Annotated in this window: 8 protein-coding genes; 5 read left to right on the top strand and 3 right to left on the bottom strand. The window is 60.2% G+C overall.

The features are described from left to right. The first annotated feature begins 479 nt into the window (after window positions 1–479). On the top strand, window positions 480–2,372 hold the full coding sequence (locus tag OGI63_RS13805; protein ID WP_014482450.1) for a Sip1-related alpha-galactosidase: 1,893 nt from the start codon (window positions 480–482) through the stop codon (window positions 2,370–2,372). Window positions 2,373–2,812: 440 nt separating this feature from the next. On the opposite strand, the gene OGI63_RS13800 is transcribed toward OGI63_RS13805, so the two are convergent. Further along, window positions 2,813–3,769, bottom strand: a complete 957-nt coding sequence (locus OGI63_RS13800; protein WP_004218958.1) for a hypothetical protein — start codon at window positions 3,767–3,769, stop codon at window positions 2,813–2,815. Window positions 3,770–4,569: 800 nt separating this feature from the next. Here OGI63_RS13800 and OGI63_RS13795 point away from each other — a divergent pair. Both OGI63_RS13795 and ilvA read left to right on the top strand, forming a co-directional pair. Continuing rightward, complete coding sequence (locus OGI63_RS13795; protein WP_004218956.1) at window positions 4,570–6,405, top strand: alpha-glucosidase; 1,836 nt, start codon at window positions 4,570–4,572, stop codon at window positions 6,403–6,405. A 159-nt stretch (window positions 6,406–6,564) separates the two neighbouring features. After that, complete coding sequence (ilvA, locus tag OGI63_RS13790) at window positions 6,565–7,830, top strand: threonine ammonia-lyase (RefSeq protein ID WP_004268853.1); 1,266 nt, start codon at window positions 6,565–6,567, stop codon at window positions 7,828–7,830. Window positions 7,831–7,987: 157 nt separating this feature from the next. On the opposite strand, the gene OGI63_RS13785 is transcribed toward ilvA, so the two are convergent. Together OGI63_RS13785 and OGI63_RS13780 are read right to left on the bottom strand one after the other, a co-directional pair. Further along, complete coding sequence (locus OGI63_RS13785) at window positions 7,988–8,743, bottom strand: SIR2 family NAD-dependent protein deacylase (RefSeq protein WP_004218953.1); 756 nt, start codon at window positions 8,741–8,743, stop codon at window positions 7,988–7,990. A gap of 70 nt (window positions 8,744–8,813) precedes the next feature. Then, window positions 8,814–9,863 (bottom strand): LacI family DNA-binding transcriptional regulator, encoded by a 1,050-nt coding sequence (locus OGI63_RS13780; protein ID WP_004268852.1) that lies wholly within the window; start codon window positions 9,861–9,863, stop codon window positions 8,814–8,816. A 134-nt stretch (window positions 9,864–9,997) separates the two neighbouring features. Here OGI63_RS13780 and OGI63_RS13775 point away from each other — a divergent pair, with 134 nt between their 5' ends. Both OGI63_RS13775 and OGI63_RS13770 read left to right on the top strand, forming a co-directional pair. Beyond that, entirely contained in the window at window positions 9,998–12,013 is a 2,016-nt protein-coding gene (locus OGI63_RS13775) for a glycoside hydrolase family 127 protein (RefSeq protein ID WP_004218950.1), read from the top strand. 188 nt (window positions 12,014–12,201) lie between these two features. Continuing rightward, window positions 12,202–13,647, top strand: a complete 1,446-nt coding sequence (locus OGI63_RS13770) for an MFS transporter (RefSeq protein ID WP_004218949.1) — start codon at window positions 12,202–12,204, stop codon at window positions 13,645–13,647. The last annotated feature ends 196 nt before the right edge of the window (window positions 13,648–13,843 follow it).

Here is a 13,843-nt window from a genome sequence, read left to right as displayed (position 1 = left end):
GAGACTGAGTTTGCAAATATGGCACGGCAAGCGGTTCGCGAGCGCCTTGCCATAGTCGGGTTTGCGAGAAAGGCACGTCTGCGCGCTCCTAGATTGCCTGTCCTGCAGCAGCGGTCTCGCTGGGACCCGGCAGACGCGTCATAGTTGCCCATGATGAGACTGCGTTTGCAAATACGGCGAGATAATCTGCGATCCAAGAGCCAATCTGAGCCCAGATTTGCAATAACGACACCCAATTGCATATCAGATTGCCCGCATGAGACTGGAGTTGCATGAACGGCGCGCAGCCGGGTCGCCCACGTCAGTGATTGCTCGCGCGAGACCGGAGTTGCAAGCAAATGCGCGTTAGGCAGTGCGCGCTGCTGTCTCGCTGAGGGGGTAATGACGCTCGGCGTGGCGGGCTGGAAACGGCAGCCAAAGCCGGTTATTGTGGCGGGAACCAATGCAGGTCAACGAAGAACGGCAGGAGGGAGACGCCCATGATAACGGTGAGATCAGTGGTGGCGCATACCGAATGCGGGCCGTTCGATGAGCACGGCGAAGTCGAACTGCCCCCGGACTCGGTGAGCGAACACAGAATACCGTGGCGCACACTGCGTAGCGCAACGGTGACGGAGATAAGTGCGCAGCTTCCGGAATCCAATCCGATTCTCGAGCGTCCCACATTGCTGGCCGGGCGGTCGGTGTCCGTACGGCTGCAATTAGGCAGATCGAAGCCAGTGGGGCCGATTCTGTGCCTTTACCAGCACAAGGAATGGTGGATGCGGCCGGCATGGGTCGAGCGTTTCTGTGACATACCGGAGCGCACCCAGCTGGTGCTGTGGAAATCGGCGAAGGCGTGGCATGTGATGATACCGGTGTTCTGTCACGGGATGCGCGTTGACATTCGCGGCGATGGGCGAGGCGACAATGACTTGCTGCTCGATGTCTCCACGAATCAGGTTGGCCATGTGCAATTGCAGGGGCCACTGCTCGTCCATCGGCAAAGCGATCGGAAAGTCGAGGATCCTTACGAGCTGATTCGGGGATGCGCGGAGTGGGTCATGTTGCAGAACGGTGGCTTGGGGAGATTGTGGAAGCAGACTCTGCCGGAATCGTTGCGCGGTTTTGGCTGGTGCACCTGGGACTCGCTCGGCACGAACGTGAGCGAGCAGGCCATTATCGCCAAAATGGAGGAGTTCGCCGCCAAACACGTGCCCGTTTCGTGGGTGCTCATAGACGACGGTTGGTCTCAAGTCGAGAACGGTAAGCTAACCGGTTTTGACGCCGACACAACGCGCTTCCCGCAGGGACTCTCGCACACCATTGACGTGCTCAAACACGACTTCGGCGTGCGGTACGTCGGCGTATGGCAGGCGTTCCAAGGGTATTGGCGTGGCGTGGATGTGGACGCGCTCGCCGGCAAGCCCGAATCCGACGATGATTGGCGCGAGTACTACAAGCAGGGGTATTCGGATGGGGACGCGCGCGTTGAGGACCCCAAGCTCCTCGTGAGTCGATCCGCGTTCGAAACACTGCCCAATGGCATGGCAATCCCCACTGCGAATCCGGAGTGTGCAGCGCTGTTCTGGCGTACATGGAACACGCACTTGGACGCCGCCGGCATCGACTTCGTGAAGGTGGATTCGCAGGGCACACTTCCTGTGCTCACGCGCGGCCTGGAATCCTATGCGTCTCTAGGCGTTCGCCATGATGCCGTGGAATACGCCACCAACTGGATACGTCACGAAGATGACAATGGTGATTGGGAATACGCGCATCTCGCCGTGATCCACTGCATGGGCATGACTCCCGAGAACTATTGGCAGCGCTGTGCTGAGGGAGTCGCCCGTACGAGCGACGACTTCTTCCCGAACATTCCCGAATCGCTCGCCGAGCATGCCATCGAGAACGCGTACTGTTCGCTGCTCATAGGCTGTCTCTGCTACTGCGACTGGGATATGTTCTGGACCCGCCACCCGCACGCGCGCACGCATATGCTGTTGCGCTGGATAAGCGGTGGCCCGATCTACTGTTCCGACAAGCTTGGCGAGACCGATTCCGCTCCTCTCGCCCCGCTGTTCGATGCTGACGGCAATCTCACGCATCCGGACGGCGTCGGCGTGCCGGTGCTCGACAGTCTGCTCGCAGACCCGGTGCATGGTGACGTTCCGCTCGGCATTCGCAATACGTTCCGCGGCGACGAGGTGCTGCTGTTCGTCGGATTGAACGCCGATGCCCCGCAGACCGCCCACATTCGCGCGACGGAATCTCCTCTCACGGTGTTCGATCCGCAGACCGGCGAGCGCGTGCATCTGAGCGTCGGCGAAGACCTCGCGCTCACGCTGCATTATGGCGAGTGCGAGCTGCGCATATTGCAGACTCTCACATAATCCGGCGCCCGCGTGTATTTTCGGCACAGCTCTCGGAGTCTTCCGTAAGCTGTACCGCACAGACCCCGTTTCGTGGTCTGTTTTTCGGAGTCGTCCGTATATTCGACCGCAAAGTGACCTGAATATAGTCGCTTTCACGGAACCTTCCGTAAGACTGACCGCGGAAGTCTCCATTTGCGGTACGACTCTCGGAACCTTCCGTAAGCCATGCCGCATAAGCTCCTTTCGCAGCCAGTTTCATGGAGGCGCCCTTAGGAAGTGCAGTTTCCAGACTGTCCGATGGCCGGTTTCTCGGAACTTCCCGTAAGACGTGCCGCGCGGGATGCCTTTTGAGGCACGGTTTACGGAGTCTTCCGCATGATCGACCGCAAAAGTCTACGTTTGCGGCACGGTTCTCAGAATCTTCCGCATACCATGCCGCGACCAGATCCGCTGCATGCTCAGCGGCGGTACGGCACACCGGCGGCGACGAGCCTGGCAATGAGTTCGTTGGGATTGAGCAAATCCTCATAATCGAAATGGATGATCGCGGTGACGCCGTGTTGCCGCAGCGCTTCGTCGCGCAGTTTCTCCCGGTGCACGTGGTTTGCGATGGTCTTGCGGTCATTGCCGTATTTCGTCATGCCGTCGTATTCGGCGACGATCATGCGTCCATTCGGCAGAATCCAAATGAAATCAACGCGGAACGGGTATTCCGGGTTCTGCGGATTCGGGAACTCCTTCTGCAGCTGCGGAATCATGAGCCCGCGTTCGATGAATCGGCTTCTTGCGAGCGTCTCACCGCCGTTCTCACTGCGCGGGTCGGTGTATTCGAGCACGTTGCCGATCGCGAGTGCCTCGGTCGCGCTGTGAACGGGGAACTGTCGCAGATCGTCGAGCGCCATACCGCTGCGTACTGCGGAATCTGCGAGCGGCAGTATCTGTTCGAACGGCAGCACGAGCGCGCATTGGTAGATTGTGCACGGCAGTGTGGTGACCTTGGCTCCATTGATCACGTTGTATTGCGGATTTGGCGTGTACACGCGGTGTATGACGGCATCACTCCGCCTGGCCCGGTATATGCCGCTTTCGTGTGTGGATGCGATGTGGATCATCGGATTGTCGTGAATCTGGTACGACTGCTCGATGCCGTACAGGCAAGCCGCGCTCTGTGCGCAGAAAATCCAGTCGGGGCGCACCATTGCCAGGGCGAGTATGACATGTCTCTTTTTCTCGCGCGGATTGAGCGCATCCCAAGTTTCCTTCCGCGCAAACAGTTGCGGATATGGCATGGTCAATTCGCCGCTTTCGCATCTGCGGCGTAGTTTGCGGCGCAGGTTGACGTCGGTCGTCACCGCGCATCGGTGTGCGTTCTGGGACTCGTCGAGGAGTCGCTCGATTTGCGAATCTATCTTCATGCTTTCGACGGTAGGAGAGTGTCGAATGTCGTGCAATCCCGATTTGGAATTTGTGGATAACTTCGCCGTTGTCCACCGTATTCAGCGCCTATGGGCGCTTGGAAGTGCTGTTTTGCGCTTTGTTTGTGGCTTGTTTTTCGGAAGCTTCCGTAAGATATGCCATTTCTGGATTCCTCCTTGGTGTGTTTCTCGGAACCTTCCGTACGACGTGCCACAGATTGCCGCTGTGGCGCCCCATTACTCGGAACCTTCCGCATGACCGACCGCGCGGTGGTCTCAAAACGGTTTGTTTCTCGGAGTCTTCCGCAAACTGATCCGCAGATTGTTCTCTTCGCGGTTCATTGTGCGGAGTCTTCCGTGAGATATGCCGCAGGGGTACCCGTTTGCGCCGTGTTTTTCGGAAGCTTCCGTAAGATGCGCCGCAATAGCGCTTCTTTGTGGCATGGTTTTCGGAAGTTTCCTTGAGACGGACCGCAAAAACGTCTTTTGCTGGCATGGTTCTCGGAGCGTTCCGTAAGATACATCATTTGCAGACTCCGCCGCGGCATGGTTTACGGATGCTTCCGCATGACCGACCGCAAAGAGGCTCCAGCATGGCATTCCTTGCGGAGACTTCCGTAAAGTATGCCGCGCAAACGCCGTATATGGTCGATTTTGCGAAGATTCCCGTGCATGTGACCGCGGAATTACTTTCCCACACGCCCGTCCGCATACTACGCTAGGCAATTAATTCAGGGGTGCCTACTATGGAGCCATCTCTATAGTGTTGGCGGTTGTTATTCAAAGGCAAAGGAGCTTCCATGACCACAATGAATAGGCCTGTGCTTCCCGATTCCGTGCGTACGAACGGCGCGACGCCGAACCCGTGGTGGGCGAACGCGGTGGTGTACCAGATCTATCCGCGGAGTTTCCAGGATTCTAACGGCGACGGCATCGGCGATCTCAAGGGCATCACGAGCCGACTCGATTACATTGCCGATCTCGGCGTGGACGTGATCTGGCTGAGCCCGGTCTATCAGTCGCCGCAGGACGACAATGGCTATGACATTTCCGACTATGAGGCCATCGACCCGATCTTCGGCACGATGGATGACATGGACGAGCTGCTCGCCGAAGCGCACAAGCGCGGCATCAAGGTGATCATGGACCTCGTGGTCAATCACACCTCCGACGAGCATGCATGGTTCCAGGAGTCTCGCGACCCCAATTCCAGCAAAGCGGACTGGTACTGGTGGCGCCCCGCCAAACCGGGCATGGAACCGGGGGCACCGGGCGCCGAGCCGAACGAATGGGGCTCCTACTTCGGTGGTTCCGCATGGCAGTATGACGCCAAGCGTGGCGAGTACTTCCTCCACCAGTATTCGAAGAAGCAGCCGGACCTCAATTGGGAGAATCCTCAGGTGCGTAAGGCCGTCTACGCCATGATGAACTGGTGGATGGATAAGGGCATCGACGGCTTCCGTATGGACGTGATCACGCAGATCTCCAAGGTGGTCGACAAGAACGGCCGTCTTCCGGGCGAAGCGGGTTCCGAGATCGATGACTACCCGGCCGGCCCAGAAGGGTACTCGAGCCCGTACCCGTTCTCCTCCGACGGCCCGCGCATCGATGAGTTCCTGCAGGAGATGCGTCGTGAGGTGTTCGAGAAGCGCGGTGGCTATATGAACGTCGGCGAGGCGCCGGGTGTGGACGCTGCGCGTAACGAGTACATCACCGATCCAGACCACAAGGAACTCGACATGCTATTCCTGTTCGACCATGTGGGCATTGACCAGGGCGATTCGAAGTGGGACATCGTCAAGTTCGATGTGCGCCACCTGCGCGAGCAGCTCAAGGCGCAGCAGGAGGCCGTGCACGACCGCGGGTGGGCGAGTCTGTTCACCTGCAACCACGACCAGCCGCGCGTGGTCACTCGCTGGGGCGACGATTCGAATGAGGAGAACCGTGTGCATTCGGCGAAGGCCTTCGGCATGCTCATCCATCTGCATCGCGGTACCCCGTACATCTACCAGGGCGAGGAGCTCGGCATGACGGGCGCACATTTCACGGAACTCAGCCAGTACCGCGATCTCGAGTCGATCAACGCATACCGCCAGCGCGTCGAAGAGGCGAAGGTGCAGTCCGGCGAGTCCATGATGGATTCGCTCGCGCTGTTCGGTCGCGACAATGCGCGCACGCCAATGCAGTGGGATGGTTCGAAATATGCGGGATTCACCGCGGCTGACGCCAAGACCGAGCCATGGCTGTCGGTGAACCCGAACCATGTGGAGATCAATGCCGCCGCACAGTTCGACGACCCGGATTCGGTCTACGCATTCTATAAGAAGCTTGTCAATCTGCGGCATAACAGTGCCGTTGTGTCGGCCGGGGAATGGGCGCTCGTCGACGACGATGACGAGCAGGTCTACGCGTTCACGCGCACGCTGACGAACGCGGACGGCACGGCGGAGCGCATGCTGGTGGCGATCAATCTGACTGGTCGGCATGCCGCGCTGCCGAAGCCGGTCGCGGATCTGCTCGCCGACGGCGTGAGTGAAGACCGGATCATCCTGAGCACATACGATGCCATCCACTCCGCGAAATCCTTGGCAAACGGCGAGCTCGCCGGCTGGGAGGGCGTCGTCGTCGAACTCTGACGCTGACGTTCGCAAACGGAATCTGAGCGCGGTCCTGTTTCCCGTGAAACACATCGAATGCGGGAACCAGGGCCGCGTCTGTTCATGCTGGAAGACGAACTATGTCAGCAGTCGGACAGAGTGTGACGCACGCGCGGTTTTTTCTTAAACTTGGCTCCCATGGAACAGAAAGATGTGTTGCAAGCAATGCGCAGGGATCACGCTGCGGAACTGAAGATGGCCGCCGAACGACTCGAGGGGACTGCAAAGCACACGCAGATCATCGCGTCGCCGGTGCTGTCGGAGATGACCGGGCACACGATCCTGCTCAAGCCGGAGAATCTGCAGGTCACAGGTTCATTCAAGATTCGCGGCGCTTACAACAAGATCGCCTCGCTCACCGACGAGGAGCTCGAGCGCGGTATTGTCACCGCCTCGGCAGGCAACCATGCGCAGGGCGTCGCCTATGCGGCCCATGAGCGTGGGGCGAAGGCGACGATTCTGATGCCGGAGATCACGCCGCCGCTCAAGGTGGACGCGACGAAGGCGTATGGGGCCGACGTCGTGCTGCACGGCGATGTGTTCGACGAGGCCGCGGCCTACGCGATCGAGCTGAGCCAGCGTGAGGGCATGATCTACGTGCCGCCGTTCGACGATTATGAGGTGCTGTGCGGGCAGGGCACCATTGCCATGGAGATTCTCGAAGACGTTCCGGGTGTCACCGACATCGTCGTGCCTCTTGGTGGCGGCGGTCTGGGTGCTGGCGTCGCGCTCGCCGTGAAGATGTTCCGCCCCGAGGTGCGCGTGATCGGCGCGATCCCCGAGGGTTCGCCGGCATTTCGCAGGTCGTTCGACGCCGGCCATGTGGTGCCGGCCGACAAGGTGGTCACGTCTGCGGAGGGCGTGGCGGTGCGTCGTCCCGGCGATCTCACGTTCGCGCTGCTCAACGAGTTCCTCGACGACCTCGTGGAGGTCTCCGAGCGCGATATCAACGAGATGATCCTGCTCATGCTCGAGAAGCACAAGATGGTCGTGGAGGCCGCGGGCGCCGTTTCGCTCGCCGCGCTCGAACATCTCAATCTGCGTTCGCGCAAGTTCGCGGAGGCGCCGGGAGAGCACGTCGTCGTGCCGATCATGTCGGGCGGCAACATCGACACGGTGACGATCGGTGCAGTGATCCAGAAGGGCATGATCGCGCGCGGCCGCATCATGAATTTCGAGGTCGAGCTGCCCGACACCCCCGGCCAGCTGGTCAAGGTCGCCACGATCCTCGCGAAGGCGCGCGCGAATGTCATCGCGCTCGATCACGACCAGTTCAAGGCGAACGGCCATTACACGAACTCGGTGGCGCTCGGTGTGACCGTGGAGACGAACGGCCCGGACCATATCGAACAGGTCATGCAGATGCTGCGCGATGCCGGTTATTCACCCAAGCGAATCTACTGATTCCGCGATCTCGCCGCCCGGTTTCATCTGCCGGTCTGCAGATTGCCCACCGGCGATTATCTGCTAATCTGGTACGTTTGTTGCCAAGCAATGTATTGGGCCCGCGTTCTGTGCACTGGAACGCGGGCCCAATACTATGTGCGGGAACGCCGTGCGCTCACCTGTTGTCTGCGATGGTCCGCTGCACGAGCTCCGGCAGCGCCACCGCGATGTCTTCGTGAATGAGGCGCGTGGCGAGCGAATCGTACTGTGTGCGGCCCATGTTCATGATGGTGATCGGCACTCCCGCCTGCGCCGCGGCCGGAACAATCGACGCCGCCGGGAACACTTCGAGCGTGGACCCGACCACCCACAGTTCGTCGGCCTGCTGTGCGGCGCGGATAGACCGTTCCATCGCGCCTTCCGGCAGCGCTTCGCCGAAGTAGACGACGTCCGTCTTGAGCAGCCCGTTGCAGGGCATGTTCCCGCGGTACGGCAGCTGGTGATGGCAATGCGGATCCGGCTCCTCGTCAAGCCGTGCCATGATGTCTGCGGTGTCGTATTTCGCATGGCACTTCATGCAGTGCGACGTGCCGATGGTGCCGTGCAGATTCACGATCTTGCTCGGCGAATTCCCCGCCTTTTCGTGCAGCGCGTCGAAGTTCTGCGTGGCGATGAGACTGAGCATGCCCGCTTTCTCGAGGTCGACGAGTGCGTAATGCGCTTTGCCCGGCTTCGCGTTCCACACCGGCGACTCCTTCTGCCAACGCCAGGAGTATTCGCGCGCCTCCTTGTCGGTGAGGAACGCATCGATGTCGTACACCTGCATCTGGTCCGGATGCTTGGTCCATACGCCGTCCGGCCCGCGGAAGTCCGGGATTCCCGCCGAGGTGGAGATTCCCGCGCCGGTGAGTACCACGATCTGTTTCGTCATTGTGCTGCGCTCCTGTTCCTGATTGTTGGCGTGTGTGTTGCGTTGATTACAGGCTTACCACGCGCGCCGTCTATTCGAGCCCCGCGCGCCATCCGGAACCGTGCAATGGATCGTGCCTTGTCGCATCGGTGGATTCGCGTATGACGAGCCGGCTTTCCACTTGGAACACACCGTGGTGCGGGCGCCCATTGATCGCGTCGAGGAGATGCCGTGCGGCACGGCGTCCCATGGTTTCCAATTCGTTGTCGAAGGATGTGAGTGTGGGATGCACGTTCACGCAGACCGAGTCCCAATTGTCGTGCCCGATGACCGCGATGTCCTGTGGCACGCGGTGACCGTGCATCTGCAACGTACGGCACATGCCGCGCGCGATCTCATCGTTGAGGCAGTACACCGCATCGGGCATTTCATCGCGTTCGAGCAGTAGTTGGGCGGCGCGTTCGCCCCAATCCTCACTCCACCGGTCGTTGATGACGAGCAGCGGCGCCGCCCCGGCCATGCGTAGTGTGTCAAGGGCACCGCGCTCGCGGTCGATCGTCGCCTGGAAGAAGTCCAAGCCTCCTACGATCGCGATGCGCCGTCGCCCGATGCCGAGCAGGTATTCTGCCGCCTGCCTTCCGGCACCCTCGTTGTCGCAGATGAGACTGCAATCGGCTGGGTCATCCGAAGGGTCGTAGGCGTAGACGGTAGGCAGACCATTCTGAATGCGTGGATCAATCGGGTGCCGTGCATTGCACGTGTTGCCGGCAATGATGAGGCCGTCCACTCCTTGGGCGCTCAATTGGTTGATATGGCTGCGTTCGAGCGCAGGAACACCCTGTGAGATCATCAGCAATGCGGCATGGTTGTGCGCGCCGAGCGCGCGTTCGGCGCCGGCGAGCAGCGGCAGCGCAAAACGACCGTTGCGGTCCGGTGTCACGATGCCGATCAATCCGGTTCGGCCGTTTCCTGTTCGAGTCTTGGTGGCTGGCCTGGCATATCCAAATTGTGCTGCGATATCCCGTACTCGCCGGCGCGTCTCGGCGCTGATGCGTCCGGTGCCGGTCAACGCCTTAGATGCGGTGGAATCGGCCACGTTCGCCGCTATCGCGATGTCGTGTAATGTGACTTTCTTCGCCATGATTCCATCGTAATCGCAAAAGCGAGTGGAAGGAAATATTTCCCAACCATCGCACCCATGAATACGGTGTTTTTCAGAATTCTATATTGAGGGTAACAGCTCGGCAAAGAGGCGCAGAGCTCCTCAGGAAAGGCATGGCGATGGCGAATGTAACGATCACTTCCCCGTTCTGGAACCGGTACCGCGAATCCGTGGCCCGCGAGGTCATCCCATACCAGTGGCAGATCATCAACGACGAACGCCGCATTGAAATCCCCGTCGACCCGGCGGGCAACGACGACGGCGAAGTCAACGATGGCCTGTCACGCGAATGGAGTCACGCAGTGCGCAATCTGCGCGTCGCCGCCGGCGACGTGGACGCCCCGTTCAACGGCATGGTCTTCCAGGATTCCGACGTCTACAAGTGGCTTGAAGAAGCGGCATATGCACTCGCATACCAACCTGATGCACAACTGCAGGCGCTGTGCGACGAGGTCGTCGATCTCATTGCGCGCGCTCAGCAGCCAGACGGCTACCTTGACACCCCGTTCCAAATCAAGTCGGGCGGCTATGCGCGTCGACGCCGTTTCTCACAGATTCAGCAGAGCCACGAGATGTATGTGATGGGCCACTACATCGAGGCCGGCGTGGCCTACTGGCAGGTCACCGGCAACGAGCAGGCGCTGCAGATCGCGTGCCGCATGGCCGACTGTCTCGATGCCAATTTCGGTGATGAAGACGGCAAGATCCCCGGCGCCGATGGGCACCCGGAGATCGAACTCGCGCTTGCCCGCCTGTACGAGGCGACAAACGAGTCGCGGTATCTGCGTCTCGCGCGGTATTTCATCGATGTGCGCGGCAAGGACCCCGATTTCTACGACGAGCAGAACAAGGCCGTGCATGCCGAGGGCCTGCCGGCAATCTTCCCCGCAATGGAGACATGGAGCCACGAATACACGCTGACCGCGCGCCCGATCCGCGACCAGCAGACCGCCGTGGGCCATGCCGTGCGCGTGGCGTACCTGCTCGCGGGCGTGATGCAGGTGGGGCGCCTGACGAACGATGAAGGGCTGCTGCGCACCGGTGAGCGGTTGTGGAACAACATCGTGCACAAGCGCATGTACATCACCGGAGGCATCGGCTCCACGCATGTGGGCGAGGCGTTCACCTACGACTACGATCTGCCAAACGACACGATGTACGGTGAAAGCTGCGCCTCGGTGGGCATGTGCTTTGTCGCGCGCCAGATGCTCGAGCATGAGCTGCGCGGTGAATATGCCGATGTGCTCGAAAAAGAACTGTTCAACGGAGCAATCGCAGGCATTGCGCTCGACGGCAAGCATTTCTTCTACGTCAATCCTTTGGAAGCAGATGTTCAGGCGACCGAGAACAACCCCGACCGCCGACATGTGCTGCTCGAACGCGCACAATGGTTCGGCTGCGCATGCTGCCCGTCGAATATCGCCCGTTTGATCGCCTCCGTTGACCGGTATCTGTACACCGTGCGCGAAGACGAACGCATGATCGCCGCACATCAGTTCATTGCGAACGACGCCCGGTTCTTCGACGACGTGCGTGTGAAGCAGGAATCTGATTTCCCGCGCGAGGGTGTGGTGCGCTTCACTGTGGATGTGCCGGAGGGCGCTGATCCGGTCATATTCAAGGTGCGCATACCTTCATGGTCCCCAGAGTACCGCCTTACGGTGGATGGGGTCGACGTCACCGGCGAGATGCCGGTGCATGACGGATTCGTTTCCGTGGAGGTCGCGGATCGCACGGTTGTGGAGCTCGAACTCGACATGAGCGTGAAGTATATGCGTGCGAACACTGCGATTCGGCACGACGCCGGGCGCCTCGCCGTGATGCGCGGCCCGGTGGTCTACTGTGCGGAGAGCTGCGATAACCGTGCACCGCTGTGGGATTACCGGATCGGCGATTCCGCAGGTGAAGACATTGCATGCGCTGCAGGCACTGGGGTCCTCGAAGGATTGCAGACGGTGAGTGTTCCCGCGCTGCGCACACCTGATGACGCTTCCGACGCCCCGCTGTACATGCCTGCGGATCACGGTGCGCGCCAAGCCGACCATACGCGTCTCGAGATGATTCCGTACCACGCGTGGGCGAACCGCGGTGCTTCGCAAATGCAGGTCTGGTTCACGGCGCTGTGCTGATTTGCTGATTTCTATATTTGCCACCGTACTTGGAATGCGATGTAACGCCGGTTTGCTCCTGTACCGGCGCGGCGCGGCGGCATCTCCCCCAGTCCCGCATGCATGGGCGCATGCGGGCGTCCAACACATTGCAGATGCATTCGTCTGATGGGCTCACACGCATCAGATGAAAGAGAGAAAGGACAATCATGAGCGATACAGTTTCCAACAATGCTTCCCCGGCCACCGAGGTGACCAAGGAGGCCGGCAGGGTCAAACTGCCCTTCAAGGAGATGGTGAGCTACTCGTTCACCGATATGGCGGGCAATCTGCTGTATGTCACCCTCTCCTCGTACATCATGTACTTCTACACCGATGTGTTCGGCATCTCCGCGTCCGGTGCGCTCGGCGCGGCGACGATCCTGCTTGTCGCGCGCTTCGCCGACGCGATCTCCGCCGTCGTGTGGGGTTCGATCGTCGACCATACACGCACGAAGTGGGGCCAGTGCCGCCCGTGGTTCCTGTGGCTCGCGGTCCCGTTCGCGGTGACGGTGTTCATCGCGTTCACGGCACCGTCCTTGCCGAATGAGACCTCCAAGTTCTGGTACGCCCTCGTCACCTACGTCCTCGCAGCGGGTGCTGTCTATACCGGCATCCAGACGCCGATCACAGCGATTCTTCCGAATCTCACCTCCGACCCGGTCGAGCGCAACAACGCCAATTCGTTCCGCATGCTCGGCGGTAACATCGGCAGCTTCATCACCTCCGCCTTCACGATTCCGCTTGTCGGATTCTTCGGTACGATGCTTGGCGGTGGCGACCGCAGCGGCTTCATGGCGGTCACCGCGCTCTATGGCGTCATCGCGATCGTGCTGCTTGTGCTGGCGTTCCGCAACCTCCGGGAGCGCAATTACCACCCGGAAGTGCAGAAGCCGATCCCGTTCAAGGATTCACTGCGTGCCGCCAAGGGCAATTGGCCATGGGTCATTCTCGTCACCGCCTTCGTCATCTACTGGATCGCGCAGTCCACACGCAACGGCATGGCTGTGTACTACGCGAAGTACAACCTCGGCAACGAGAACCTCACATCACTGTTCAACGGTGTGCAGGTGATCGGCATAGTGGGTACGATCGCCATGCCTATTCTTGCCAACAAGCTCAAGAACAAGACGCTGACCATGATCATCGGCCTGGCGATCGGCGCGATCGGGCAGCTGCTCATGCCTCTCGCCGGCTCGAATGTCCCGCTCGCGTTGACTTTCTGGACGATTGGCGTGATTGGCGCGGCCATTGCATGCGGTATGCCGTTCGGTATGCTCGCCGATACGGTGGATTACGGCGAATGGAAGACCGGCATCCATGCGGCTGGCTTCCTGACAGCCGTCGGCTCTGCGTTCTGCATCCAGGTCGGCTCCGGCTTCGGTGCGTTCCTGCCGCTGCAGATCATGAATGCGAACGGATATGTCGCCAATGCCCAGCAGTCGCAGCAGGCGCTGAACGCCATAAGCTTCTGCTTCATCTGGCTTCCGGTGATTGTATACGCGATTGTAGCGGCCATCATGTGCTTCTACCGCAAGTACGAGAAGATGGAGCCGATGATCAAGGAAGAGATCGCCGTCCGTCGTGCTCGTGAGGTGGAGGAAGTCGCCGAGTAGCGCTGTGACGGAGTAGCTACTGCAATTTGGGGCGGGTTGGGCATCGAGGAGATGCCCAACCCGCACCGATTGTTCATCCGCCTGGGGAGACGACCGACCAGTGGATCGGTGGTGTCTTCTGCCCGTTCGGCTTTTCTTTGTGTAATTCGGATTGTGTGCAGCCCAGCTCCCGTCTTGGTTTGGGGGTGTGGTGTTG

The organism is Bifidobacterium sp. KRGSERBCFTRI (assembly GCF_025908335.1).
Note: the sequence above shows the minus strand (reverse complement) of the source record. Positions and strands in the feature narration are given on the sequence as shown.